The organism is Kitasatospora sp. NPDC030952, assembly GCF_055571335.1.
On sequence record NZ_JBVIFM010000012.1, the window covers coordinates 194,485 to 220,145 of the forward strand.

The window sequence follows — 25,661 nt, forward strand, 5'->3', positions numbered from 1 at the left end:
TCCAACAGAGTGCATGGGAGCCGTCCTGACACCGCGAGGCCGCATCCTCCTACCGGAGGAGACGGCCCGGCGCTCGCAGCCGCGTACCGGCTCGCCGCCGACGCCTTGGACGCGCACGGCCAGCCCCAGGCGGCTGCCCACTATCGTGCTCCCGCGGTGGACGACCGGGCGTCCGGGAGCATGGCGCGGACGGGGTTCGCGGAGGGCACTGGATCGTGAGCGGATCACCCTGCCCTCGAATTTTCCGCGGAAAATTCCCGTCCTCGGCTCTACAAACGGGCCAGCGAGCTCCTGACACGGATGTCTCAGGCCTCAGACGTCACGACCCCACCGATCGCCGGCGAACCGGGACAGTGCACCCTCCAGGTCGAGCGGCAGTACCTCGGTCGAGCCCAGCTCCCACACCCTGACCCACCCCTTCGAGTCGGTGAGGGACCGCGGCGTCTTCAGGCCCGCCACGGGCCTCATCAGAAGACAGTACGAGACGGTCACACCCGGGGCGTCGACCTCCGCGTTCCTGAGAGACCGCACCCTGCGCACCCGTACCTCCGCCACGTGCTCCCATCGCAGCCGTAGCCTGCGGCCCCCGTTGAGTTTCACACCCTCGCTGTCGATGCGCAGTCGTGTAGCCACCGCCCGCAAGGCCACTGTTCCCAGGGCGAGCACGGTGAGCACTCCCAGGGGCAAGGGCCACCAACGCACCAGGAGCAACCAGGTCTGGCGCAAGTCGGCCAGGAAGCCCGACCCCGAGGACACCGGGGAGACCACCAGGAGGAACACGGAGGTCAGGACCGACACATCGAAGGTCAACGCGCGCAGGACCTTGACGCTACGACCGCTACTCGTGAGCACCACCTCAATTGGGTCGCCGGAACCCTCGGGCATCCCGCTCAGCGCCTGGGCTGCGAGCCGTTCCCGCAGTACTGCGTGGCGGAACTGGTAGACCGCGCCGACTCGCCGTAGCACGCCCAACCGGCGGCCCTCCTCGAGGAAGCCCAGCACATCCCGGGGCAGACGTCGCTGTCGCGCCAGGATGAGGCGCGTGGCGCTCCAACGACCCCATCGACTGAGCGCCATCAGCACTGCGGCCGAGCACGACCAGGCGATGACGAACCCGCTGGCGATGAGCAGCGGCTTGCCGTTGAGCCAGTGGAAGAGCGCCAGGGTGGTCCCCGCGACGGCCGACGCGACCACTGCGGATTCGACGAGGGCGATCCTGCGCTCCGTACGCAACAACTGCCTGGGCCTAGCTGCCATGTCGGACTCGGCAGAGCGTGTCAGAAGCACACCGGAGAGCAGGGGAAGAGCGAGGAGACACAGACTCGCGGCCGTACTGCCGGGCAGGGCCGCGCCGACGGCCGTGGTGGCGACGGCCGATGCCGCCAGGAGCAGCGGTCCACGGATTCCGGGCGCCAGCCGTCGTGGGCGCTCGTCGAACCCGCTGACCAGGTGCCGCGTGACGCTTCTTCCGAACGCTGTCGCGATGATGGCGACCGCGGCGACGGCGCCGAGCACCTGGCCCACTCCCGGGATCCCGAGCCCGGGCCGCGGGGGAGCGGCTCCCAGGAGGGCGGACAACCACGCGATCGCATAGCTCGCGGATGTGCCCACAACGGCCAGGGCGACGATGACGACGGCGCCCCAGACGCCCGGCTCGGTCAGCTGGCTCCGTAGCTGCCACCAAGCGATGTCCTGAGTACGTCGACGGTGCAGCTCGTGCGCCAGGAACGCGAAGTATGCGAGCGCGTTGTCGGACCTCCAGCGCCGCACCGCTCCGGGGCGGTAAGGCGGCCGTGGTCCCAGCTCGCCCACGGAGGGGATCAGGCTGTCCAGGAGATGGCCCTCGACGTCCGTCTGCGCGGGCAGCTTCGTCGTGTCGAGTAGCTCGCGAGGGTCGGTGTCCTTCGAGGCGTACACCGTCGCCGCGAGCCAGAGCATCAGGGGCGAGGAGAGCGTCCTCGCGACCGGGCCCGCGGGGTTGTTCTTCATCGCGTCGAAGAGCGACTGCCAGGATTCGGTCCGTTCCTGATGGCACATCTGGGCGAGGTACGCCTTTCCGACCTCGAACGGGACCGGGCGGGCGCACAGTACCGGAACACCGCGGAGGAAGGGAACCTCGTCGATGGCCTTCTGATGGGCCTCGGGCCTGGACGTCAGGACCAGGGTGTCTCCCGCTCCGAATGCTTGCTTCAGCGCTCTCGCGGCTTCCGTGCGACTCAGTGGGAACAGCTCGTCGAAGCCGTCCAGTACCGGAACGATCCGCCGACTCTGCACGAGCGATCTCGCGACATCGTGCTCAAGGCTTCTGACGAGCCCTCCGTACTCCTCGCACACCCTTCTGGCGACCCACGTCCGGAGGTCCACGTCCGGGTCCCAGTCCGAGAGCGAGAGGACGACCGGAACAGGCTCGCCGGAACCCGGCTCCCTGTCCTCCAGCACACTGACTACAAGAAGAACGGCGATGGAGGACTTCCCTGCTCCGGCCGGACCGGTGATCACCAACTGGTGCGGTGCGAGCGCTTTGACCCGCGCGATCAAGTCGTCCGCCTCGACCCGTTCCGAGCGCCGCCCACCCGGTCCGATCCCGTACCCCTGCTCCAGTTGCCACGGGACCATCATCGGAACGTGCTCTCGCAGGCCGCGAACGTTGGCCTCATCCCGCCACTGATCCAGGACCTCGCGGCCCAGCCCGTCCAACGCATCGTTCTCGGCATCGGCGGAGGCGGACCGTCCGTGACGGGAGGCGGGGGAGGAGCACATGTGGATGTCGCGGACGCTTCCCGCTTGGACCAGGTTCCGAGGCGAGCCCTCGCTGTGGTTGTGCACCTCTTCAGTCACGCCGACATGATTCCAGTCCGTGAGACCTGGGCGAGGGGCTTCCCGTGGACTGAGGCAACGGCACTGCCGCGCGGTCTTCGAGGCCTTCACGACAGCAGTTGTCCCCGGCGATCACGAAACGAGCACTGGGAGGTGTTCCGCGCTCAACATAGAGAACATAAAAGACAGAGATGGACGGTTAATAGAGAATCGATGCGGCTGGGCCCGATTCAGTGCGCCGGCACTCTTCGAGCGGTGATGCCGTCGGTTGTGCCGAAACGGCGCCGCCGGTTCGGAGAGGCACGGGGTGCCAGGCCCGCTGACTCGGATGAACCCCGCGGATGGGAGGAGGAGCAGGCGACCGCCAGGATTGCCGACTCCTCGTTCGGGTCGGGTCGGGTTCGGCGCTGGCCCGGGCCGGTGCGCTGGACGTTGATGAGGTTGATGACGGTTTCGGCCTGAGTGCAGTTGTTCGGGCGCCTGCGGTGATGGTGGAGGCGGGTGGGCGGCCCTTCCTGTTGAAGGCCAGATGGATCTTGCTGGGTCAGCCCGCCGCAGGAGCGGCCGGGGGCGCGCCGTTCGTGCCCCCTTTTGGCGGCGGCGTTCTGGTGGGCCCGCGCGATCGTGGAGTCCAGGGCGACCAGCCAGCCGATGTCGGAGCGGGCCTGGACAGCAGCGAAGATCAGAGCCGGCTAACCGACATCTCGCGCTGGGGTCTCCCGGTCCCGCTAACCCCCGCAGGGCGGGGAGTAATGCCGAACCAAGCCGAATGAACCACCAATGGTCGGCTGACCCCCGCGACCATGCGGGGATGAACATGAATGTGCTGGCCCAAGCCGGCTGTTCAGCGACCGACCGTGAGGCGGGCCGCCCTGCGGCAGATCCACAACATAGCCGACTTGTCTTCCTCACGCGTAACGATCGACCGCTCGGGATCCACCAAGGGCATCCTCGGGAATCCAGGAGATGTCTTCGAATCCGTTCGCACAAGCCGTCAACATCGACTTCAATTCTTGTCGCGCCAGGTGGGTGAACTGTGCATGTGGCAACGTTGACCTGGCGGACTCGCGCAAGCCCAACGAACCACCAATGGTCATCTTGCCAGGGTGGATCCTGCATGGGAGCGACTGCCGATGGCTTCATGCCTGAATGATCTGACGAAAAGTCAATCTCGCTGCCGTGTCGACCTATAGCTCTTGCGCTGGCCCAGAAGCAATCTCCCCGTGGCCATACGGTGGCTCCAGCACAACCCCCCCTGCCGGGACAGGAGGTGCGGGGTCAACGTCTCAGGAGAAGGGAGAGGCTTCGCTTGAATACTCGTCACAGCAGCGATGACCGGGCGGAGCATGGCGAGGAGGATCGGCGAACCGATCTCGGTCCGAGGACTGAAGCGGACCGTGGCCTCAGGGCCGAGCGTAAGGCCAGGACCGAGCTGGAGCTGGCGCGCGAGCGCTATCGCTTCACCCTCGATCTCGTGAAGCTCTTGCTCTCGTGGTGGAACTGATCGGCTGACCGGAGAGGCTCGCAGCTGAGTGGGCGCTCAGCCACGAGCCGTTCTCACCGTGCGAGGCCGTCGCCTCTGGCCAGTTCAAGTCCGGGGCGGCGGCCCTACCTCGGTCATGGCCACGCATCGGGTTCGGCCCCGAGCGGTGAGGCCAGGACTCATCGAAGCAGACAACAGCCTATGTGGCCGACGCAGGAACCTGGATCAGGGAACTTGCGTGGCCGAGACCAAAGACCGGGCCTGTTCGATTTTTATCTGTCGCATGTTTCGCAGAGCGGCCCCGAGATACCGTGCCCGTCTGTTCCGCATGCTCGGGAATCCTGTCGGTATCAGTCCCCTCCGGGCCGCACCAGCAGCAGGCCCGCGCTGTAGGAGCGTGCGCGGCCGACGCCGGTGGCCAGGGCGTCGACGAAGGCGTGCGGGTCGGTGACGGTGAGGGCGCCCTTGATCTCGGCGCGGCCGATCTTGGCGCCCTCGTGCTTGGCGGCCAGGCCGAGCTTCGGGAGCATCCGGATCGTCAGGGTGTCCAGGTCCGCGTCGGCGCCGATGCGGCGCACGCCGGCCGGGCCGACGCGTTCGGCGCCGTCGGGCTGGAGCCGGGCGGCGAACCACTCCTTGACGTAGCGCGGGGTGGTGTCGGAGAGCCGTTTGCGGACGAGCGTGCCGTCGCCGGCGCGGGTCTGACGGTCCCGGGTCGGGTTGACGACGATCCGGAATCCGAACCTGACTCCCGTCCGTACCGTGGTGTCGACCTGGATGAGGGCGATCTTGTCGGCGAGGGCCGCGCGGGGGATGGAGGACCAGTCGGGCTGGACGCGCGACTGCACGATCACGACCAGGCTGTTGTTCCTCAGGTCCAGCGTCCAGGTGTTGAGGATGCCCATCTGGGCGCGGGGGTCCGCTTCGCCGGGCTCGGTCCAGCCGTAGAAGCCGGACATCACCAGCCGGTGCATGACGTGCGGGTCGAGGATCGCCTTCTGCGCCAGGGCGTGGGTGGCGTCCAGGTGCAGGATGCTGTGGCAGGCCACGAAGCGGGCGGTGTCGGTGGAGGCAGTGGTCACAGCAGGTGGTCCCATCCGATGGACTCACCGGGCTCGATGCGTACGCGCTGCTCCCAGCGGGGCGCGTAGGACCGGTGGACGGTGTGGAAGCTGACGGGGTGGTCGGCCACCGAGGAGGCCCCGGCCGTGCCGGCGGGCACCTCGATCCACGTCCAGGGGCGCGGCCGGCAGTCCTCCGAGAGCAGCCGGGTGGCCCCGAGGACGTCCTCGATGCGGCCCGCGTGGACGCCCCCGGAGATCTCGCCGGCGGGCGGGCAGTTCTTGCGGCCGAGCCAGAGCAGGCGCCGGGGCTGTTCGAGGGCGATGGCGAGTTCCTCCAGCAGGTCTTTGTCCGGGTGCTCGACCGCGGCGACGAACTTGGCGTCCGCCAGGTAGCTGCGGCTGGTGATCATCGGGTCGCGGCCGACCTTGCGGGCGAGCAGCGGACCGCCCTCCGGGTCGGGGGCGATCCCCTTGGGAGCTCCGTACCAGCCGGTGACGGCTCGGGCCGGCAGCGTGCCGAACACCGGTCCGGTGGCCGCGTCGAGGGCGCCGGCGGCCTGCTGGGCGCGTCGGTGGTCGGTGATCAGGTCGCGCGGGCGTAGCGGGTACCGGCCGCCGCCGACGGTGTGGTAGTCGCGCACGGCCGTGCCGGGCCGGTCCGCCCGGATGGCGAAGCGGAGTTCGTCGAGCGGTGCCAGCGACTCGTCGCGGGAGTAGCCGGCGGCGGCGGCGAGCATGCCGATGAAGCCGGACTTGGTGGGCCTGAGGTGGGTGTCACGCCGGTCGAAGCGCGAGACCAGGCCCCAGGCCTGGAGCGGCCCGGCGAGCCGGGCCAGGAGCACGTGCGGCTGGGTCACGGGGCGGTCAGCTCCTCGGCGGTGTCGGCCTCGGCGGCGGCCAGGGCACCCTGGGCGGAGAGCTCGTCCAGGAGGTCCTGGATGCCGAGGTCGTAGGTGAGGACGCGGCCGTCGGCGACGTCGGAGCGCTTGCGGGTGACCAGCCGGTGGTGTGCCAGGAGGCGCTTGGCGGCGGCACGGCTGGCGCCGCCGCCGGCGTGCTCGTCGATGGGGTCCTCGAAGACGGCGGAGTAGTTGAACGGGCGCTTGCCGTCGAAGGCGAGGACCAGCTTGGGCAGGGAACCGGTGGAGGCGGTGGTGTTCTTCTTGGCGGCCGGCATGGCGTCGATGAACGCCTCGACGAACTGGCGCTCGGCGGCGACGGCCGCCTCGTCCGCGTCCTCGGCGTTCATGCCACCGGCCATCAGGTTGATGCGCAACTGCACGCGGTCGAGGGCGGCGTGCCGGTAGAAGGTGCCGGAGATGAGGGACTGGTAGCCGGTCATGCCCGCGCCCGCGTCGTCGGCGGCGTCGAGGTAGTCCAGGGCGTTGGCCTTGCGGCGGATCTTGGAGTCGTCGGCGGCGCTGTAGAAGTCGTCGATCTGGGCCGCGGCGTGGACGGTGAAGGCGGGGCCGGTCATCACGGCGCCGTCCACGTTGGGGGAATCGGCGATCTCGGCGAGGAAACGGCCGTAGAGGGCGATGTCGATCGCGTCGCGGGGGGCGAGGGCGGCCAGCACGGCCGCGCGGACGGCCTTGGGCAGGGCCGGGATGCCGGCCTCCTCGGCGCTCTCCTCGACCTCGACGGGAAGGACGTCCTCGTCGGCCGCCGCCGCACGCCTCTTGCCCTTGGCCTTCGCCTTGGCCGCCTCGGCGGCCTTGCGGGCCTCCTCGAACGCGCCGACCCAGGAGACGACCTCGTCCCGGTGGGCCTCGATGAACTCCGCGAGCTTCGCCCCGGCGTCCTCGGGGGCGAAGAGCAGCACCTTGGTGAGGTTGCGGGTGCGCTCCTTGTCCCCGAACTTGAGGCCCACGCCCTCGAGTACGGCCTTGGCCACGGGCAGGGCGTCCTGCTCCTCCCAGCCCAGGCCGCGCAGTGCCTCGGCCGTGAGCAGGGCCCATTCACGGGTGCGGATGCCCATGGTGTAGCCGGCCAGGGCGCCTTCGCCCGCGTTGGCCTTGTCCCGGCTGAGGGTGCGCTCGGCGCGACGCCGGGCCTGGGAGGTGATCAGGTTCCGGGTCTCGCCTCCGAACGGGATGATCTTCGCCATGCCGTTCTCGTCGCGGACCGGCAGGACGGCGACCAGGCTCTCCAGGGCGTGCAGGGACAGGAACTGGTGGCCGTCGAGCCGCTCGGACACGGCGTTGGTCCGGATGATCGTCATGTGGTCAGCCGTTCTTCTTCGCAGGGTATTCGGGGGTGTAGAAGGCGCGGGCCCAGCGGTACTGGATCTCCTCGCCGGGCTTCTTCCACGCGGACAGGTCCTCGGTGAGCCGGGCCCAGGACGGCGGCGCCACCTCACAGGCACGGGCGCGTTCGACGGCGTGCTGCAGGTGGCGTGCGGGGATCTCGCGGGAGGACACCAATCGGTCGAGGAGGCGCTTGGCGCCCGGGTCGTTCTTGCCCCGGCCCGCAGGGGTGCCGATGCGGCGCAGGGCGTCGCCCATTGAGCCGAAGCCGGCCTGGGGCACGCTCCGACCGGCGTGGTAGCGGGCGAAGAGGAAGGCGACCTTCTCGAAGACCGGCCGCTGGTTCTCCTCGAGACTGAAGGAGGCGGCCCGGAGCCTGGGTTCCGAGAGGGCCTCGGGGCGGCGCAGGTCGGCGAGGCGGCCGTAGTCGTGGGACCACACCAGGCCGCACAGCCAGGCGGTGAGGCGCTCTGCGGGGGTCCGCTCGGTCTCGGGCAGGTCGTCGGGGACGCCCTGGGAGTCGGTGCTCGGACTCAGGACGTCGGTCAGGTCCAGCTCGAGCTGGTCGTCAATCACGCGGGGGCTCCTTCAGGTACGGCGGACACGACGGGCTCGCCAGCATCTTCTTCAGCCTCTGCTCCGCCTGGGCACGGGCGTTCTTCCCTCGCACATCTGGCGGCAGCGACGTCAGGCGGGCCTTGAAGACCTTCCAGGTCAGTTCGCGGATCTCCTGGCCGAATTCCGCCAGGGGGCCATCGTCGGCGGGGGTCCCGTCGCTCACCTCCGCCATCAGGTACGCGAAGTGGTCGGCCGCGCTTGCCCACAGCTCCGGTTCGGCGTGGAAGCGCTTGAGCAGGGACGTCTTCTCCGCCGGTTTCGGATTGGGGTAGACCGTGTCGCGGGCCACGGCCGCGGCGGCGTACAGGGCCTTGGCGGCGTACTCGCAGATCCGTGAGCCCTCGTCCGAGGCCTGCTTGAGCTGCTTCGCCCGCATGGGCACGTAGGGGAAGGTGTCCGAGACCCAGGCCGTGGCGGTCGCCTGCCGGGAAATCAGGCCGACTGCGGTCAGGTCCACCCGGCGGTCGCGCAGGCCCGCGAGGCGGTCGTACAGGTCGGTGTCCTTGTCCAGCTCCGGATCGATCCTGTGGGTGGCCGCGTACAGCGCGTGGGACTCCCGCCAGAGCGTGCGGTCCTCGCTCGGCCGCAGGGCCTCCTGGGCACCGCCCTTCCTGCCCGCCATCATGACCGCGTCCTGGAGGTGGACGGGCGCCAGCGGATCGAGCAGCTCGCCCGCGGCTCGCAGGACCCGGTCGACCATGACCTTTCCGTCGACGAGCGTGGGCCTCAGGAGGATCGACCGGCCGAGGAAGGAGTGGAGGTCGGCCGGTCCGTCCGGCAGCCGGGTCTGCTTCCGGCCGCGGAAGGTGCGGCGGCCGGGGCGGCCGTCGGTCCAGGAGTAGTTGAAGGTTCCGGTGTCGTCGGGCTTGCACGGCATGACGTTCAACCGCAGCGTGTCGCCCAGCGTTCCTCCCCGGGCCACCACCCGGATGCGGGTGCCGAGCCGGCCCACCGCCTGGTAGGTCAGCTGCGGGCCCAGCCAGTCTGCCTTCGCCATGGCCCGTCCGCCGAGGCCGTAGGCGTGCTGGGTCAGCATGGCCCGGAACGCCGCGTCCGGTGGCATCGGTTCGGGGTCGTGCAGGTGCACCTTGTCGAAGAACTGGTTGTAGTCGCCGGTGCGTTCGATGACGAGCTGGGCCGAGCCGACGCCGTGCACGGACATGAACGGGGCCAGCAGCGCGTTCTGGCCCAACGGGCGCTCGGGGTGGAACAGGTCCCAGTGGTCGACCGGTCTGTTCTCCAGCCATTCCGCCGCCTTGGCCAGCGAGTGTCCGTCCTTCACCCACTGGCGCCATTCGACGGCCGTGGTCGGTACGCACTCGGACGCGTACATGATCGCCATCAGGTACTCGAGGACGGCGACTTCCTCGCCGGGCGTCGAGCTGACAAGTGCGGTGAACTCATCGGCGCACCGGAGCAGTTCGACCAACCCGACCCGCTCGACCTGGGTCGGCCGTACAGTCGGTTCCTCCTCCGGCGACCGGCGCCGTCCGGGGCGTGTCAGTACCGGCTGGCATGCTTCCGTCCGCGGGTCCCAACTCAACCACGTGTCACGGGTGTTCAAGAGATCTCGAGACATCCTTGCGGTTTGACGGTTCGTCACAAGCGCGGACCTTACTAGCTCGGGAGCGGCCAAGCGATGGAACCTGACGGAATCACCCGTGCGGGTGTTACGGTCTGGGGCAAGACCGACCTCTCGAAGAACAGTGAGAGGCGCAACGGTCCGGCCTGGAACCCGCTCCTGGCCCACCTGCTCGACACGGCCGCGTGCGCCGGAGAGCTGTGGGACCACTACCTCGCGACGCCGGTCCGCGACCGTCTCGCCGAGGCACTGGGCTCCGGCGACGCCGCCGTCGCCCGGCAGAACGCGATGTTCTACGCGGCTCTGCACGACCTGGGGAAGGCCTCGGCGGGCTTCCAGCTCCGCTTCTTCGACACGGACAAGGGCCGACTCCGCAGAGCGGCCAAGGTGTGGCTCGCACAGGCCCGCGCGAACGGGCTGCGGCTTCCCATGGACGTCCGTGCGGCCCGTCGGCTGGAGCACGAGGTCATCACCGCCTTCTGCCTGCCGCGGCTGCTCGGTTGCGCTTGCGAGGACTGCGGCGGAACGGGCGCCCAGCACCTCGGTCTCCACCGGGTCGCCCTGCTCCTCGGAGGGCACCACGGCCACATCCCCGGCCCCGAACTCCTCGGGCGGGCGCCGACAGCGGCTCCTCCAGAGGACTGGGACGACATCCACCGGTTCCTCATTACCGTCCTGGCGCGATACCTGGACGTCGACCTGGACCGGCTGGCCGACCGGACCTCCTTAGCGCGCCCGGCCGCCCTGCCCCTCTTCGCCGGTCTGGTCGTCACCGCGGACTGGATCGCCTCCGACGACAACCGCTTCGAATACCGCAACAGCGGGAGCATCCGGCAGTGGTGGCACGAGGCGCAGCAGCAGGCGTACACAGCGGTGCGCGAGCTCAGACTCCGCACCTGGGAACCCGCGCCCGCGACCTGGGCGCAGCTCTTCCCCCGGACCCCGGAGCCCCGTCCGTTCCAGCAGGCGGCCATGGACGCCGCCCCGGTGGAGGGGCCGACCCTGGTCATCATCGAGGCTGGCACCGGGGCCGGAAAGACCGCCCTGGCCCTCTGGTACGCCCACCACCTCGCCCGCACCAACGGCTACCACGGTTTCTACACGGCGATGCCCACCCGGGCCGCCACCGACCAGGCCGCCGTGGAGCACATCGAGTTCCTCACCAGATCCTTCGGGCGGCCCACCGACGCCAACCTCGCCATCGTCCACGGGGCCGCCGAGGCGACGGAGACGGTGCACCGCCTCCTCGACGCGGGCGAGGCCCCCGTCCAACCGGACGACCTCACCGACCTCACCCTTTTCGTCGAATCCACCCTCTGCGACCGCCATGACAGGGGCGCGACCGCCACCGTGGTCCTCGACCCCTGGTACCTCCGCCGCTGCCTCGGCCTCGTCTCCACCTTCGGCGTCGGCACCGTCGACCAGGTCGCCCTCGCCTCGCAACGCTGCGCGCACTGGTTCCTGCGCCTCTTCGGCCTCGCCAACAAGACCCTCGTCATCGACGAGGCCCACGCCTACCAGCTGTTCCAGGAACGGTTGCTCGGCGCGGCCGTCTCCTGGCTCGCCGACGCGGGGGCCTCCGTCGTGGTCCTGTCCGCGACCCTCCCCTCGGCCACCCGCGAGGAGCTGGTCGCCGCGTGGTGCCGCGGCCACCGCACCGCCGCCCGGCCCACGGACGCCAAGGGCCCCGTCACCCTCGTGGACCGGCACGGCCGTATCACCAGCGCGGCCCCCGCCGAACCGCCCACCGAGCTCCATACCCAGCTCGATCTGCTGCCCGACCCGGGCACCGCAGCCCTCGCCGACCGTCTTCTGCGCGAGGCCGCCGCGGGAGGCGTCACCACCGTCATCCGCAACCGGGTCGGAGCGGCGCACGACCTGTACACACATGCCGTCGACCAGGCGGAGAAGCACGGCTGGTCCACGGAGGAGATCCTCCTCCTGCACGGCAGGCTCGCCCCCCGAGACCGCCTGCCGCGGGAAGCCGAGATCCGCCGACTCATCGGACCGGGGGAGGACCGGGCAGCACCCAACCCGGACCGCCCGGCCCGGCTGCTCGTCATCGCCACCCAAGTGATCGAACAGTCACTGGACCTGGACAGCGACCGCCTCTACACCGACCTGGCGCCCGTCGACCTGCTCATCCAGCGCCGCGGGCGCCTCCACCGGCACGTGGTCAACGACAGCGTCGGCATCCGGCAGGCCGGCCTGCGGACCCCCCGGATGACCGTCCTCTGGCAACCGGACCGGGAACACCTGCCGCTCGTCCAGCCTCCGACCCGCCGTACCCCGGGCAACCGCGACGCCCTCGTCTACGCGCCGTACGCGCTCGCCGCGACCTACCACCAACTCGCCGAACGCACGGTGGAACCGGCCTGCCCGGAGTGCGAGGGCGCCCGACTGGCCGATCCGGGCGCCCGCATCGCCTGCCTGTCCACGCCGCGTGACAACGAGGCCCTGATCGAATCCGTCTACGCCCCAAAGGCCTTCCCCCGGACGCCCATGGGCGCGTTGCTGTCGACGACCTGGGAGGACTGGAGCGCCGAGCTCGCGAAGCACGCGAGCGCCGCGAAGGACTATGCCCTGCAGCCCTATCACCCTGGCGACGGCACCCCCTGCGATGTCGACGCGCTGAAGAGCGGAGGCGCGAACGGCCGCGGCAACGACGGTACTCCGGGGCTGGCGGCGCGTTCGCGCCTCGCGGAGCGCTCCGTCGAGGCGGTCCTGCTCTACTACCACCCCGTAGAAGGCGAACACTTCAGCAACCACTACAGCTACGACCCGCAGGGCCGCATCAGGGCGGACCTCAGGCGATACAGCCGTCGCTTCGCGGACCGCGCCGCCCGGCGGGCCCAGCAGCAGAACCTCCTCCTCAACACGGTGTCCGTCCCGCACCACTGGTTCGAGCACCTTCCGCCCGCCGAGTACTGGGAGAACCCGGGTATCGGGGTGCTACGCCATCGGCGCGTCATCATCCTGCGGCCGGACGGCACGAGTGCGGACGGGAGCGCCCTCCAGCGGCTCCGCTACGACCCGATAAGGGGCCTTCACCTCGCGTTCCGACGGTGAACGGTACGCTGCCCATTCCTGCTCCCGGTGTCCGCGGGGATGGGCCCGATGTACCGAGCTCTCTGATCCCATGTTCCCCGCGCCAGCGGGGAGACGTCGACCGTCTGCTGGGCGGATTCCGGTCGGCTCCGATATCGGCGCCATTGACGTCAGTCGAATCGCGCCAGTACCGCGGGCCCGCTCCCAGCCCAACCGACTGTGTCGCCTTCGACAGGGAACCGCGCATTCTGTCGATCCGAGCACGTCCCGAGCGGGAGAGGGGTCATCCATGACGGGTTATCCGATTTCGGAACGACATTGGCCCGGTAGCTGAACCACCATGGGGTGGACGCCGGACGGCTGTCCGCGGAGTCCGGCGTTCCGGCACCCGAACTCCGTGGGGTGCTTGCGGGCACGGCACCGCTGCCCGCACGCCTGGAGGCACTCGCGTCGGCGATCGGTTTCCACACGGCTGACCACTACGTGATCGCGGCCCTCCGGGTGCCGCAGGCCCTGACTCCTCGGGAGTCGGCCCCCGGGCCTCGGCGCGCGGACCTCGTCCGCTACGCGCTCGCGCTGCCGCCGGACCGGCGGGACCGCGTGCATGGCCTGGTCGACCAACTGCGCCGGGAGCCCCAGGAAGGTCCGCTCCACTTACCGCGGACGGCGGACCAGCAGCAGGTCGGTTTCGGAGCCGCACTCGTCAACCTGCTGTTCGGCAACCGGAACCTGAGGTCCCTGAGCGCCGCGGCCAAGCTGCTGTTCTTGCTCACCAACGGCCGCCTGTGCCTGGCCGAGACCACGATCGCCGCCCTGGCCCGGGGTGGCGTTCCCCTGACTCCGGACGTGGTCGCCGGCTTCGTCCGCACCCTCGGCATCCCCGGGGGCGACCTCTCTGTCGTCGTGGGTGTCGCCCCCCTCCGAACCGCTCTGGCCCGGTGATCCGTTGGTCGCCGAGATGGCGGGGCTGCCATGGACTTCCGCCTGCTGACCTCGGCTCAGGTCGACCAGGTGCGCGGCGACGCGCTCGATGCTCGTACCGGTCCCCGCCGGTGCCTCCGACGAGGACTGGAACAGCGTCTAATACCAGGACGGCATCTGGTGGGGGCCGAGAAGCAATAGGTGCCGATGGCGTGTGCCCACTCCGGGGAAGAGAGGTTCGCGAGGAGGACACCGAGATCGAAATGGTCGGCTGGATCTTCTCGGGCCCGACGCGGGTGTGCGAGGCTCAATCCCTTCTGCATCGTCCGCGGCTGTCGTCCTCGAGGACGCAGTGGTTGACGGCAACGTCCGGGGATGCCGCCGCGGGGCAGGTGTCTCTCTTGACGAGACCGGGGGTTCGCTGGTCCTTCGGGACGGCGGGGATGGGGGCGGGATGTTCGGCGCGGTGGTCACGTTGGTGGTGGCTTTCTTCGGTGTGATGGGGACCTTGTTGGCGCCGTGGCTTGCCCAACGCGTTCAGGCCCGGGCGGCGAGGGAGGACTTCGAACGCCAGCAGCTGGCCGTCCGGGCGCAGTGGGACCGTGAGCAGGAGCAGGCGAGCCTGGCCTTGCGGCGTGGGTGCTACGTGACCACGAACGCTGCCTTCCGGCGCTACCGGGTCGAGATCATGAACTTCCTCTGGTTCTCGCACCAAGGCGCTGTGGCGGAGCGGCACAGGGACGCTCTTGAGGAGGCACGGCGAGCACACCACGCCGCGTTCGCAGAAGCGCAGATGGTCGCCTCGCCCGCCGTCCTGGAGCAACTGGATGTGGTCACCCAGGCGTTGTCCGAGGCGTACCGCAGGACGCTGTGCCTGCACGAGGGCAACCCGGACCCGGACGGGTCGTTCGAGGAGATCCAGGACTACCTGAAGTGGCTCTGGGAGCGCTGGGAGGAGCTGCGCGGCGTCATGCGTGTCGACCTGGGCGTCGGCGGTTCCACAGCTGGCTGATACTTCGTCCGTTGCGGGTAGGCCCTCGCAACGGACTTCATCGTGTCGGGCCGAGGCCGGTACGGAGCGAAGACCGACCCGCTGGCCGATCAGTGTGCACTCGAGGAGTGATGGGAATGCGCGTTGTCCTCCTGCAACCACCGGCGTGGCGGCTGGAACACCCGGTCGGCACGATCGCCGACGTCCTGGCGGTGCCGCGCATCGTGTTCGGCGACCTCATCCGCGCTCACCTTCGCCAGGGAACCGAACTCGGGACTCGCTGCGCTGACACCTTCCGGTCCGGCGGACCGGTGCCGGACCAGATCATCAGCGCGATCGCGCACGACCACCTGCGCCAGGCGGCCCCCACGGCCTTCCTCCTTCAAGGGCACCCGCTCAACACCGCCCAGGCGCGCGCACTGGACGAACTGCTCCACGAACTCGGCACGCCCCTCGACCGCGTGCTACGTCTGCAACTCTCCGAGCACGAGATCGAGCGTCGCGTGCGGCACCAGGGTGCCCGCCGCCTGTGCCGCGAGAATCCGCTCCACTGCTACGAACCGGAGGAGGCCGACCTACCCGGCAAAGACGTCTGCGATGTCTGCGGAGGTGAGCTGTACCAACGTGAGGACGACAAGGAGGAGCGCATCCGGGGCTGGTTCAGGTCCTATGACGCGATGGCGGAGCCCCTCATCCAGTACTACGCCGGTCAGGACCTCGTCGTCACGGTCGATGCTGTCGGCACGCACGAGCAGATAGCCGGGCGTGCGCTCACCGCGCTCCGCGAACACGGCCGTTGACCTCGGACCGAATGAAGTCGCCCCGCGCCTGTGCCCTTGAGGCGCGGGGAAGACGACCGCTGTCGGGCGCACGGGGGACGCTACCTCCTCCGCCCGCCACCCAGCGCCGGGTAGCGCAGCTCCTGTCCGAGGACTGCCGTGGGCGGCCGCTCGTGGTAGCGGACCCAGAAGGGGGCCGCGCCCCGTTCCGCCTGGGGGTGGCAGCGGTGGCAGAGGAGGCCGCGGGTGAGGCCGGTCTGGGGGTCGTGGTCCTCGGTGTGGGCGGGGCGGCCGGGGCCGGGGGTGGCGCCGCAGACGGCGCAGCGGTTCCGGTGGTAGGCGAGGAGGCGTTCGGCGGGGCGCTGGCGGTGGTCGTAGGGCGGCACCGGCCAGGACAGGTAGGCGGGGGCGCCGGTGTCCCAGCGCTGCTCCCACGTCTCCCACATCCGCTTGCGGACCGCGCAGCGTTCGCAGTCGGCGGGGCAGCCGCCGTCGGCGGGCGGGCAGAGCGGGGCGGCGTCCAGGGCGTGGCGCAGGTCGAGGCGCAGGCGTTCGAGGGGTGGGGCGTCCGGCGGGGCCCAGCCGTCGGGGCCGGGGGCCGGGAGGGGGTGGTCGAGGAGGACGGCGGGGGCCATGGCCAGGCGGTCGGGGGTGACGGTGTTCGGTTCGAAGACGAGTTCCGGAACGCGGGCGGCGATGGCTTTGACGATGCGTCCGGGCATGGTGTTGGAGTCCAGGCGCCGGCCGTTGCGGCTGGTGAGCAGGGGGCGTCGGCCGGTTACGGGGTCGCGGCCGTCGACGCGGTGGGGGAGGTAGTCGGCGATGGCCTGCCAGATCTCGCGGGCGGGCTGGTGGGTGATGGTGCCGTCGCCCTTGGGGGCGGGACAGGTGAGGGTGCGGACGCGGCGGTGCGGGTCCTCCTCGTTCAGGTCCTCCAGGTCGATGCCGACGGCCTGGCGGGGGCGCAGGCCGTCGAGGAGGAGGTGGACGAGCAGGCGGTCGCGGTGCGGGGCGGTGTCGTAGGGGCCGCGGTGGTGGCGCCCGGGCAGGACGTCGTCGGCCGCGTACTGCAGGGCGGCGGCCTGTTCGAGGGTGAGCGGCGTGGTGCGGGGCAGTGCGGTGGGGGCGGGGCGCAGGGCCGCGGCGTTGAACGGCGGTTCGGGGATGTGGCCGGCGTTGGCGGCGTAGGCGTAGAAGGCGGCGAGGGCGGCCAGGCGCCGGGCGGGGTTGTGCAGGGAGACGCGCGGCGCCAGTGGCCGGCGGGAGGGGCGGTCCGGGTTCGGGGGCCGCAGCGCGGGGGCGTAGGCCCAGGTGGAGGCCGTCGACTCGTTGGCGTTCCAGGCGCCGATGCCGGTGGTCTCCTCGGTGAAGTACAGCCAGTCCCGTACGTCGGCCTCGTACCGGGTGGGCGTGGTGCCCTGCAGCGCGCGGCCGTGCTTGCCGTAGCCGGCGGCGAGCCACTGGGCGAGGACGTCGTACGGGTCGGGTCGGGTCACCAGGAAACTGTATGCGCGGCGCGCGGCGGGCCTGTTGGCTCGCCCGCCGGTGGGCGGCCCCGGGGTTGCCGTGCGCGGTGACCAGTTCAGGGGGCGTCGCGTTCGACGCCGGACGGACCGGTGGTCAGGGGAAGGGTGTTCTGCGCCGTGTGGTGTCGGCGGCGCCTGGAAGAGTTCCCCGGGCGACTGACCAGACGGTGAGCCGGCGACCCCGGCAAGCGGAGCGGCGCGGCGGCGTCCCGGGTCTCGCGGCGCGGGGCCCGGGAGACCGGTTGCTCAGCGCAGACGAGGGTCGAACCGGTAGCCGAGCGGGACGACGAGGCCCAGCGCGACCATGAGGAGAAGCATCACGGCGTGATCGTCCCGAGGGCCTTCACCACTGACGACGACGATTCGTCGAAGGGTAGGACGCCGGGTGGGCGCGGCTGGGGTTCCCGCCGGCTCAGCGGGCGTCGGTTTCGTCGATCAGGTACTGGAGCTCGTCGAAGACCTGGAGCACGACGACGACCAGGACGTGGTCGGCGACCATGAACTCCACCACGACACCCGGTGCGGCGTACGCCTTGCGCAGGTGCTCGTCGGGGCCGATCGGCGCCGTCGCGGTCTTGTGGTAGGGGTCGCGGGCGAGCACACCCAGTGCCCGCTCCAGGAGGTCACGCCGCTCGGCAGGCAGCGCGTCGATGGTCGCCTTCGCCTCGACCGTGTACTGCACGCGGTACGTCATGCCCGACACGATAGCCGGGACGGCACCCGAACGGGGGACCGGTCCCCGCCTCCGACAACACCGGGACAACACCGGCCGGCACGTACTCGGTGGCGGCGGAGCCCAGCCGACCCGCCCGGCAGGCCCCTCCACGCTGGGATAAGCGCGGATCGGCGGAAGACGCGGGAGGGTACATCGCGGCTTTCGCACGCCGGCGGGCCCCTGGGCCGGGTGCCCGCCGGGCAGGGCGAACACGGTGGTGTGGGGTCCCGGTCGTCCAGGCCGTGTGCACGTCGTCCCGTCGCCGGGGTGAACGCGCGGTCAGTGGTTCAGCACTGCCAGAGCAGGGTGGCCTGGGCGCACGGCCGGCAGGTGAAGCCGTAGGCGCAGCCGCCCGCGCCGAAGTTCATGGCGGTGGTGTGGTCGGGGCCTTCTTCGAGCTGGACGGTCAGCGGCATCGGTCGAGTGCACTGGGGGCAGGTGGGTGTTTCGTCGCCCTGGATCCATGCCGGAGTTCCGCCGAGTTGGCCGAGGACGGAGGTGTCCGGGCGCCCGGTTCTGGTCGTCCAGGCTTGTCGGGCCTGGTCGTAGTCGGGGGTGTCTTCGTGTGCGGTGGTCACCGCTCTGACGGCTCCGAGCATGAGTACGGACTCGTCGGCGTCGTCGTCCAGGTGGGGCAGGGGGAGTGGTCGCAGGTCGTCGGCCGGGAGGAGGAGGGCGCGGTTTCCGCCGGCGCTGGGGTCCCAGTCGTCGCACATGCCGGGGTCGTTCTGGCACGCGAACAGTGCGAGGATCCAGCGGTCCGGTCCGGTGGCGCCGCCGGTGCCAGTGCCGTTGTCGTTGTCGATGTCGTCCAGGAGGACCTGTGCGAGGAACTGCATCGGGCCCTCGCAGGAGGTGCAGACGGGCCATTCGGTACCGGGCGGGGCCAGTGGTACTCCGCCGGTGCGGGTCACCGGGGCGTCCGGGGCGGTCGGGCCGGTGTCGATCATGAGAGTGGGCACGTCCGGACTCTAGGACACGCCGGCGGCCGCGCCTTACCCGGCCGCCGGCCGGCGGCGTCCGTCGCTCAGTCGCAGCTGTTCAGCATCTCGCCGAGTTTCGTCCGTCGGAGCTGTTCTCGGGTGGCCGCGGTCAGAGGGGGTACCGGTTGTCGGTTGCCAGTACGTCGCCCGGCACCGTCGAGCCCGCCTGGCGTCGCAGTGTGCCGATCGCCGGGTCGGAGATGGAGACCGTGAGCCGGTAGGGCGGCTGGCCGGTGATGGTGTTGTGGGAGTCGGTCGGTGCCATCAGGCGTTGCTGGACGGCGAAGCCGTCGAAGCCCGGGCACAGGGCACCGGCCGGGAGGGTCACCTGCACGGACGCCCCGTTCTCGGGTCCGACGTGGACGGTGTCGCCCGCGTCGGAGGGGGTGTCGTCGTCGGGTGTGAGCGGGAGGCCGTGGGCGCCGGCGACCAGGCCGTCCGGGCCCTCGATCTCCACCGCCACGCCCTGCGGACCGAGTGGTGCGGAGAGGTCCAGTGCGCGGTCGCCGGGGCCCGGAGCGAGTTGCAGACCGATGGTGATGTGCCCGGGGTCGTCCGCCGAGGTCCGTGAGAACCCGTAGGAGCCGAGGACGAGTTGCGGTCCCGGCGGTGGGGTGTCCGATGCGTCCGACGGTGATCCGGCGAAGGTGAAGGACGCGGGTGCCGGTTCGAAGTGGTGGAAGCCCTGGGTGCCGCACCTGGTGCCGTCGGAGACCCCTCCGCCGGGCAGTGCGACGTCCACGGTCGGCCGGGGCGATGCGGGTACGGCGAGCGGGGTGCGCGCCGCCGGGCCGTTCCGGTTCAGCAGACCGGCCGGGTCCGTTCCGACCGCGACGGCCAGCAGCGCCGCGAGAGCGGTGACCGCGATCAGTGCGGTGCGCGGGCGTCCGGGTCGGGTCCACCTGGAGCGGGCCGTGCCGGGTGCCGCGCCGGGTACCCAGCGGCGGCCTCCCGGGTCCACCGGCGGCTGCTCCCGCCACCGCGCGGCGAGCATCCGGGTCCGGGCGGTCGGCTCCTCGACGGCGGCGTCCTTGACGAAGCGCTCGTCCAGGACGAGGCCCTCGAACGGGTCGGGTGTCTCCTGGCCCGGCGCTGTCGGCTCCGGCTCGCGGGAACGGGGCTGGTGGGGCTGGTGGGGGTCCTCGGCGGTTGGCACGGCGTCAGTATGCCCGCCCGTTCGGACACCGACCGCGCCCTGGGGGATGTCCCCGAGGGTCTGCTGGGGGACATCCCCCAGCAGACCCTGGGATGTGCCGGATCGCGCCCGGTTCGGGCGGCGGGGCTGGTTAGCGTCCAGCCATGACTTCGACTCCGCGAAAGCACTTCGCCGTAGCAGCCGGCGCCGCTGTGCTGCTCGCCGCCACCATGGCCGGCGCCGTCGCCCAGCCCGCCGGTCCCTCTTCCGCAGACCGGTTACGCCGGGACACTGAGGCGATCCGTGCCCTCGGTGTCAGCGGTGTGCAGGCCCGCGTGATCGCGCCTGATGGTCGGCAGTCGGTCGCCACCAGCGGCACCGCCGAGCTGAACACCGGCCGCCCGGTCCCCTCCGACGGCTACTTCCGGATGGCCAGTACGTCCAAGACGCTGGTCGCCACCGTGGTCCTCCAACTTGAGGCCGAGCGCCGGCTGTCCCTGGACGACACGGTCGACCACTGGCTGCCCGGATCGGTGCGGGGCAACGGCAACGACGGCAGCCAGATCACCGTCCGTCAACTGCTCCAGCACACCAGCGGCATCTCCGACGACGGCCTGCCCGGATACACCACGCCGACGGAGTACTACCAGCAGCGCCACGAGGTCTACAGCCCCGAGCAGTTGGTCGCCCGCGCCATGGCCCACGCGCCGTACTTCCCGCCCGGCAAGGGCTGGAAGTACGCCAACACCGGCTACGTCCTGCTCGACATGATCATCCAGAAGGCCACCGGTCGACCAGCCCACCAGGAGATCGAAGACCGCATTCTGCGCCCGCTCGGCCTTGATCGGACCCGGTGGATGGGCACCTCGCCCACCCTGCCCCGGCCGCGCGCCCAGGCCTACCAGCTCTTCGGCCCCGGTTCCCTGGTGGACGTCACCGGCCAGATACCGGTGGACCACGAGAACCTCTCGTGGGTCACGACCACACAGGACGAGAACCACTTCCTCCGCGCGCTGCTCGCGGGCCGGCTGCTACCGACGCGGCAGCTGGCCGAGATGAAGCAGACCGTCCCCGTGAGCGCGGATGTCCAACGGCTGTGGCCCGAAGGCCAATACGGGCTCGGCCTGGCCGAACGCCCCCTCGGCTGCGGGGGAACCTACTGGAGTCATGAGGGCGGGGACGGAGGCTACATCACCCTCAACGGCGTCACCGACGACGGCAGGCGAAGCGCCGTGGTCTCCATGTCCGAGGCACGCGGCGACACCCCGGAGCACATCCTGGACCAGGAGAAGGCAGCCAGCGCCCTGATCGACCACGCGCTTTGCGCCGGGGGCCCCGGCACGTCGTGAACGGGCCATGCCTGCCATGCCTGCCATGCCTGCCATGCCGCCCGTGCTGCCGTGCTGCCGTGCTGCCGGGCGGCACGGGTCGCCCGGCAGCACGGGGCGATGTCAGTGACGGCTGGCAGCATCGGGCGCATGACGAATGCGACACCGTTCGACTGGCGGCCGTTCCTGCTCGGGTGGAGCGGGGAGTGGTCCGACTCCCTGCCGCCCGATGACGAGACGCGAGGTGAGGAGGACGAGGCGGCCCGGCGGGCGCGATGGCTGGGGTTCCCGCGGGCGTCCGAGGAGCGGATCGCGGCCATGGAGGAGCGCCTCGGTCGGCGGATGCCCCCGTCGTACCGGGAGTTCCTCAAGGTCAGCGACGGGTGGCGGCACGCCGGCGAGTTCATCGGGCTGTTGGCGGGGACGGCGGACGCGCGCTGGCACGGCAACGAGTCCGGGCTCGCGGACATGTTCGAGGAGTACCTGGACGACGACGCCGACGAGGCCGAGTGGCGGGAGGCGGGTATCTGGCGGCGTGGGCTCCAGCTCGACGTCGAGTCCGACATCACCCACGTCCTGCTGGATCCCGAGGACGTGGGCGAGGACGGCGAGTGGGCCGTGTACACGTGGGCGAGCTGGCGGGCCGCGCCGCCCGAGCGGTACGCGAACTTCGTCGAGTTCATGCGGGACATGCACCGGGAGTTCCACAGCCTGCGGGCCCACCGTACCGACGGGGAGCCGGAGTTCGCCAACGACCTGACGCGGGAGCTGGACGCCCGGGTGGAGCGGGCCCGGCTGGAGGCGCTGCGCGGTGACTGGGAAAGGGCCGGGCAGGAGCTGGACGAGGCGAAGGAGTACGGCAGGCCGCGGGCCGTCGGGCTGGGGGACCAGATACGCCGTCTGCTCGGGCGGACGTACATGGTGTACTTCGAGGGCCTGGTGACCGACCCGCGGTACGCGCCCGAGCTGCTTCCGGCACTGGTCGCCGAGCACGCGGCGCACTCGTACCGGGACGACGCCACGCTGATGTTCCACCTGGGGGGAGCCGGGGACGACGTGGTGTCGCTGGCCTACGCGACGCTGGAGCAGGTGCGCAACGGCACGTACCGGTACACGCCGGTCGGACCGTTCGGGGAAGCGGTCGAACGGGCGAGGCAGGCGGCGCGGTGGGGCGACACCGACGGAGCGTGGCGGACGCTGATGGACGCCCTGCCGGCCTGGCAGCCGCTGGGCCCCGACCACCTGGCGCCCCTGGGGTGGGTGGCCGACCCCCTGCTCGGGCCGCTGCTGACCCCGGAACGGGGCCGCGAGCTGCTGTCCACCCCCAGGGGTGGTCAGCCGGGCGAGGCACCGGGTCGCTCGCCCGACCTCGACCCGGACGGTCTGGCCTGGCTCGCGGACCCGGACGCCCAACGCAACCTCACGGCCTACCGGTTCGTCCTGGTCGAAGGTGTGGAACCGGCGGACCTGCCCGGATGCCTCGCGGACGGGGACGAGGCGGCGCTGAACGATCCCATGACCTCCGACGAGGCGCGCCACCGATCGCTCAGCGGGCGGGGGGTCTTGTCGCCCGTCGACGACAAGGCCCTCATGGCGGTCGGCCGGGCCGGCGCCCGTTGGAGCTTCGCCTTCGAGAGCGACCCCGCGCACTTCGACCCGCGACGCTTCGCCCCGCAGCGGTTCGTCTCCCCGGTCGCTGCCGCTGCTGCTGCCGCCGCCGCCGTTGCCGCCGGCGAGGGCGCCCGCGCGGTGGTCGTGTGGAGCGGCCTGAGGACCTCGCACGGGGAACCGTTCTTCCACCTCTCCGTGGCGCAGGACGGCGCCGAGCAGTACGCCTTCACGTACGCGGACGGAGAGGTCCACCGAACCGGGCGGATACCACGGGAGTTGGACCCGGAACGGTTCTTCGGCTCCCAGGGTCAGGGCACCGGGGCGGAGCGCTCGCTGCTGGAGGCCGTGACCGCCGAGTTCGGTGTCCGCCTGCCACGCCACGCGCTCACGAACGGGCGGCTGCACACGTTCACCACCCGCTCCTGGACGCGACCGCCCGGAGACGGGGAGATCCGAGGAGGAGGGGATTCGTCGTGAGCTTCCTGGGGATGTGGTGCCTGGTGCCCATGGACGCCGACACCATCACGCACTACTGGAAGGACCTGGCCCCGGCGGTCGAGGCCGAGGCCGCGCTCCCGGCGTCCAGGGACCTCCTTCGGTGGTGGCAGCAGGCGGGCAGTTCCGAGGCGACCATGCACCGGTTCCTCGACGCTGCCGGCCCGTCCGCACTGGACGAGCGGATCTGCCTCGTCTACGAGGCCTGGGAACGCGGCCACGACGAGGCCCTGCCCCACCTCGCGGTCGCCGCCCGCAAGGCCTACCCGGCAGCCGCCATGGCCTTCGCCCTCGGACCCGAGCGCCACGTCGAACTGCCCGGCTGGTTCGGAGACCTCGTCCTCACCCCCGAACAGGTCCGCCAGGCCCTCCCCGCCGTCGAACGGGCCTTCACCTGGACCACCCGTACCCGGGACCAGGCCGGGCAGCTGCTCGCCGCCGCTCTCCACCCCGAGGGCGACCAGGAGGACATCGACACCCTCCTCGACGGGGTACCCCCGGTCTGGCGCGCCGCTGCCGACGCCGGCCGAGGCCTGCTCGGGGCACAGTTCATCCCCTGACCGGTGACACCGCCATCGCGACCGGTACCGACCCCTACCGCCTTGTACCGCCTTGTGCCGCCTTGCCGGCACTCCGGCCTGACGCACCTCGGCGAGCAGGCGTCTCCCGATCTCGAAGCCCTGAGCGCCCGGCCCGTCACCCATTCGGGTGCTTCGTCTCTTTGTCTCATTGCCCGGACCACCCACAGGCGTGGAGACTGTTCGCCATGATCAGGACAAGAGCATCCCGACTCCTCGCCCTCACCGCCTCAAGTGCCCTGCTCCTGCTCGGCGTTCAGGCCGCTCCCGCATCGGCTCAGGTCTTCTGCAGCGAGGGCCACTCGGTCGACGGGGCCATCTGGACCGAATACACGCAGACGCCGGGTGTTCAGGCCTCCCTGGGCTGTCCGAAGTCCGACGAGATCCCGGTCCCCAAGGACGGAGGCGCCCGCCAGGTCTTCGAGCACGGCTCGATCTACTGGAGCCCCGGCAGCGGGGCCCACGCGATCTGGGGCCTCGTCGGCGACAAGTGGGGGCAGCTCGGCTGGGAAGGCGGCAGTCTCGGCTATCCCGCCAGCGACGAGATCCGGCTCCCCGACGGCAAGGGCGTACGCCAGGTCTTCCAGGGCGGCTCGGTCTACTGGTCCCCCGACACCGGGGCGCACCCTGTCTGGGGTCGCATCGGCGAACGCTGGGGACAGGCCCAGTGGGAGAGCGGCCGCTACGGCTACCCCATCAGCGACGAAGTCCAGGTTCCGGGCACCAAGGGCATCAGCCAGATGTTCGAGCACGGCCCCATCGCATGGTCTCCCGAGGAGACTCCCAACCCGCAGTACGCCCAGGCACGCGACCTGTACCTCACCCCCAGCAGCAGTACGCGCGACGGGGGCCTGCAGGAGGCCGCGAACCTGCTGCCCCTGGGGGGAGACCGGGGCATCGTCGTCGTGCGCGGCTACATCGCCACCGACAACAATCCGGTGAACGACATCATCGGCAACCACCGCCAGTGGAGCACCGACCCGGCCGCCGAATCCAAGGTGACCGTCGCGTGGGACACCGAAACGGGCCGCGTCGGCGTCTACGTCGAACACTCCTGCGTCCACGACCCCAGCTCCACGCTGAACGGATGCCGCGACGCCAAGCCCCTCGTCCGCACCCCGCATGCCGAAGTCGTCCAGGACGACCCGACCCCCCGGAATGAATACTGGGTCACGCCCACCGCCGGCGGGGGCATCAAGGTGTCGATCTCGGCGGTCAACTCATTCGTGGACGTCCCGGGCTACCAGCTCGGAGACCTCGGCCGGATCAACGCGACGTGGTACCTGACGCCGCACGGGTACGACGACAAGAACAAGTCCTTCACCGGCTTCGACATCACGACGACGAAGGACAAGTTCCCGTCGTGGGAAGTCCTGCGCTACCCCCGACTCCTCGACAACGCCGGCGCCCCGCAGGCCAAATGGCAGGGCGCCGTCTGGCAGACCCACGTCAGCGACCTGTCAGCCCCCCAGCACACCTGCACCCGGAACGATCCGGATTCCCAGGACGCCACCATGGCGTGCACGGGCTGAGCCAGTAGCGACGACGAAGCCCCTCGTCAGCCTCCGGGCCGGCGAGGGGCTTCCGTCATCGAGATCCACTGATCGCCCCTTTGACGCGTATCCCGGCTGAACCCCCAGCGCATGTGCCTCACGGCCCCGCCCGGTGTGACGGCTCCCGAACCCCTCTCCGCCTCCGGCGACCGGCGCTGACGGCTGACGCGCGTCACGGGTCCGGCGAC

19 protein-coding genes are annotated in these 25,661 nt (G+C 70.8%); 9 read left to right on the plus strand and 10 right to left on the minus strand.

Annotated elements, in window-relative coordinates:
* Positions 1 to 312: 312 nt before the first annotated feature.
* Entirely contained in the window at positions 313 to 2,838 is a 2,526-nt protein-coding gene (locus tag ACZ47G_RS22120) for an NACHT domain-containing protein (RefSeq protein WP_465745104.1), read from the minus strand.
* Between the two features lie 1,288 nt (positions 2,839 to 4,126).
* On the opposite strand from ACZ47G_RS22120, the gene ACZ47G_RS22125 reads away from it, so the two are divergent.
* A complete protein-coding gene (locus tag ACZ47G_RS22125) occupies positions 4,127 to 4,321 on the plus strand; it encodes a hypothetical protein (RefSeq protein ID WP_465745106.1) in 195 nt (64 codons plus the stop codon).
* Positions 4,322 to 4,650: 329 nt separating this feature from the next.
* Here ACZ47G_RS22125 and cas6e read toward each other — a convergent pair whose 3' ends face one another.
* The 5 genes from cas6e to casA are packed head-to-tail and all read right to left on the minus strand — an operon-like array spanning position 4,651 to position 9,807.
* Entirely contained in the window at positions 4,651 to 5,382 is a 732-nt protein-coding gene (cas6e, locus tag ACZ47G_RS22130) for a type I-E CRISPR-associated protein Cas6/Cse3/CasE (protein WP_465745108.1), read from the minus strand.
* Positions 5,379 to 6,221: a type I-E CRISPR-associated protein Cas5/CasD gene (gene cas5e, locus ACZ47G_RS22135; protein WP_465745110.1), complete on the minus strand. Its 843-nt coding sequence runs from the start codon at positions 6,219 to 6,221 to the stop codon at positions 5,379 to 5,381. The genes cas6e and cas5e overlap by 4 nt, the downstream gene beginning before the upstream one ends.
* Positions 6,218 to 7,585 carry a type I-E CRISPR-associated protein Cas7/Cse4/CasC gene (locus tag ACZ47G_RS22140; RefSeq protein WP_465745112.1) on the minus strand — a complete coding sequence of 456 codons (1,368 nt, stop codon included), beginning with the start codon at positions 7,583 to 7,585 and terminating at the stop codon, positions 6,218 to 6,220. Before ACZ47G_RS22140 ends, cas5e begins: the two co-directional genes overlap by 4 nt.
* A gap of 4 nt (positions 7,586 to 7,589) precedes the next feature.
* Positions 7,590 to 8,186 (minus strand): type I-E CRISPR-associated protein Cse2/CasB, encoded by a 597-nt coding sequence (gene casB, locus ACZ47G_RS22145; RefSeq protein ID WP_465745113.1) that lies wholly within the window; start codon positions 8,184 to 8,186, stop codon positions 7,590 to 7,592.
* A complete protein-coding gene (casA, locus tag ACZ47G_RS22150) occupies positions 8,179 to 9,807 on the minus strand; it encodes a type I-E CRISPR-associated protein Cse1/CasA (RefSeq protein ID WP_465745199.1) in 1,629 nt (542 codons plus the stop codon). Before casA ends, casB begins: the two co-directional genes overlap by 8 nt.
* Before the next feature lie 60 nt (positions 9,808 to 9,867).
* On the opposite strand from casA, the gene cas3 reads away from it, so the two are divergent.
* From cas3 to ACZ47G_RS22170, 4 genes are all read left to right on the plus strand, one after another.
* On the plus strand, positions 9,868 to 12,879 hold the full coding sequence (gene cas3, locus ACZ47G_RS22155) for a CRISPR-associated helicase Cas3' (protein WP_465745115.1): 3,012 nt from the start codon (positions 9,868 to 9,870) through the stop codon (positions 12,877 to 12,879).
* A 381-nt stretch (positions 12,880 to 13,260) separates the two neighbouring features.
* The gene (locus tag ACZ47G_RS22160; protein ID WP_465745117.1) at positions 13,261 to 13,800 is read left to right on the plus strand and encodes a hypothetical protein; all 540 of its coding nucleotides are present in this window, start codon (positions 13,261 to 13,263) and stop codon (positions 13,798 to 13,800) included.
* A 433-nt stretch (positions 13,801 to 14,233) separates the two neighbouring features.
* Positions 14,234 to 14,791, plus strand: coding sequence for a hypothetical protein (locus ACZ47G_RS22165; RefSeq protein WP_465745119.1), 558 nt, complete (start codon positions 14,234 to 14,236; stop codon positions 14,789 to 14,791).
* 116 nt (positions 14,792 to 14,907) lie between these two features.
* Entirely contained in the window at positions 14,908 to 15,570 is a 663-nt protein-coding gene (locus tag ACZ47G_RS22170) for an adenylate kinase family protein (RefSeq protein WP_465745121.1), read from the plus strand.
* Positions 15,571 to 15,650: 80 nt separating this feature from the next.
* Here the strand turns inward: ACZ47G_RS22170 and ACZ47G_RS22175 are convergent, their stop codons facing one another.
* The 4 genes from ACZ47G_RS22175 to ACZ47G_RS22190 form a co-directional block, all read right to left on the minus strand.
* Positions 15,651 to 17,045, minus strand: coding sequence for an endonuclease domain-containing protein (locus ACZ47G_RS22175; protein WP_465745123.1), 1,395 nt, complete (start codon positions 17,043 to 17,045; stop codon positions 15,651 to 15,653).
* 442 nt (positions 17,046 to 17,487) lie between these two features.
* Positions 17,488 to 17,769: a hypothetical protein gene (locus ACZ47G_RS22180; RefSeq protein ID WP_465745125.1), complete on the minus strand. Its 282-nt coding sequence runs from the start codon at positions 17,767 to 17,769 to the stop codon at positions 17,488 to 17,490.
* 308 nt (positions 17,770 to 18,077) lie between these two features.
* Positions 18,078 to 18,752, minus strand: a complete 675-nt coding sequence (locus tag ACZ47G_RS22185) for a DUF1963 domain-containing protein (RefSeq protein ID WP_465745127.1) — start codon at positions 18,750 to 18,752, stop codon at positions 18,078 to 18,080.
* Between the two features lie 130 nt (positions 18,753 to 18,882).
* The gene (locus ACZ47G_RS22190) at positions 18,883 to 19,929 is read right to left on the minus strand and encodes an SCO2583/SCO2584 N-terminal domain-containing protein (protein ID WP_465745129.1); all 1,047 of its coding nucleotides are present in this window, start codon (positions 19,927 to 19,929) and stop codon (positions 18,883 to 18,885) included.
* A 143-nt stretch (positions 19,930 to 20,072) separates the two neighbouring features.
* Between ACZ47G_RS22190 and ACZ47G_RS22195 the strand changes: the two genes are divergently transcribed.
* The 4 genes from ACZ47G_RS22195 to ACZ47G_RS22210 all read left to right on the plus strand — a co-directional run bounded on the left by ACZ47G_RS22195 (position 20,073) and on the right by ACZ47G_RS22210 (position 25,452).
* Entirely contained in the window at positions 20,073 to 21,257 is a 1,185-nt protein-coding gene (locus ACZ47G_RS22195; protein WP_465745131.1) for a serine hydrolase domain-containing protein, read from the plus strand.
* A 129-nt stretch (positions 21,258 to 21,386) separates the two neighbouring features.
* Positions 21,387 to 23,324, plus strand: a complete 1,938-nt coding sequence (locus ACZ47G_RS22200) for an SMI1/KNR4 family protein (RefSeq protein WP_465745133.1) — start codon at positions 21,387 to 21,389, stop codon at positions 23,322 to 23,324.
* Entirely contained in the window at positions 23,321 to 23,902 is a 582-nt protein-coding gene (locus tag ACZ47G_RS22205; RefSeq protein ID WP_465745135.1) for a hypothetical protein, read from the plus strand. Before ACZ47G_RS22200 ends, ACZ47G_RS22205 begins: the two co-directional genes overlap by 4 nt.
* 206 nt (positions 23,903 to 24,108) lie before the next feature.
* Complete coding sequence (locus ACZ47G_RS22210) at positions 24,109 to 25,452, plus strand: LGFP repeat-containing protein (RefSeq protein ID WP_465745137.1); 1,344 nt, start codon at positions 24,109 to 24,111, stop codon at positions 25,450 to 25,452.
* The last annotated feature ends 209 nt before the right edge of the window (positions 25,453 to 25,661 follow it).

Coding starts and splice junctions, on each gene's coding strand:
- ACZ47G_RS22140 (WP_465745112.1), bottom strand. CDS start 7,585: ATGACGATCATCCGGACCAACGCCGTGTCCGAGCGGCTCGACGGCCAC.
- casA (WP_465745199.1), bottom strand. CDS start 9,807: ATGTCTCGAGATCTCTTGAACACCCGTGACACGTGGTTGAGTTGGGAC.
- cas3 (WP_465745115.1), top strand. CDS start 9,868: ATGGAACCTGACGGAATCACCCGTGCGGGTGTTACGGTCTGGGGCAAG.
- ACZ47G_RS22165 (WP_465745119.1), top strand. CDS start 14,234: ATGTTCGGCGCGGTGGTCACGTTGGTGGTGGCTTTCTTCGGTGTGATG.
- ACZ47G_RS22170 (WP_465745121.1), top strand. CDS start 14,908: ATGCGCGTTGTCCTCCTGCAACCACCGGCGTGGCGGCTGGAACACCCG.
- ACZ47G_RS22180 (WP_465745125.1), bottom strand. CDS start 17,769: ATGACGTACCGCGTGCAGTACACGGTCGAGGCGAAGGCGACCATCGAC.
- ACZ47G_RS22195 (WP_465745131.1), top strand. CDS start 20,073: ATGACTTCGACTCCGCGAAAGCACTTCGCCGTAGCAGCCGGCGCCGCT.
- ACZ47G_RS22200 (WP_465745133.1), top strand. CDS start 21,387: ATGACGAATGCGACACCGTTCGACTGGCGGCCGTTCCTGCTCGGGTGG.
- ACZ47G_RS22210 (WP_465745137.1), top strand. CDS start 24,109: ATGATCAGGACAAGAGCATCCCGACTCCTCGCCCTCACCGCCTCAAGT.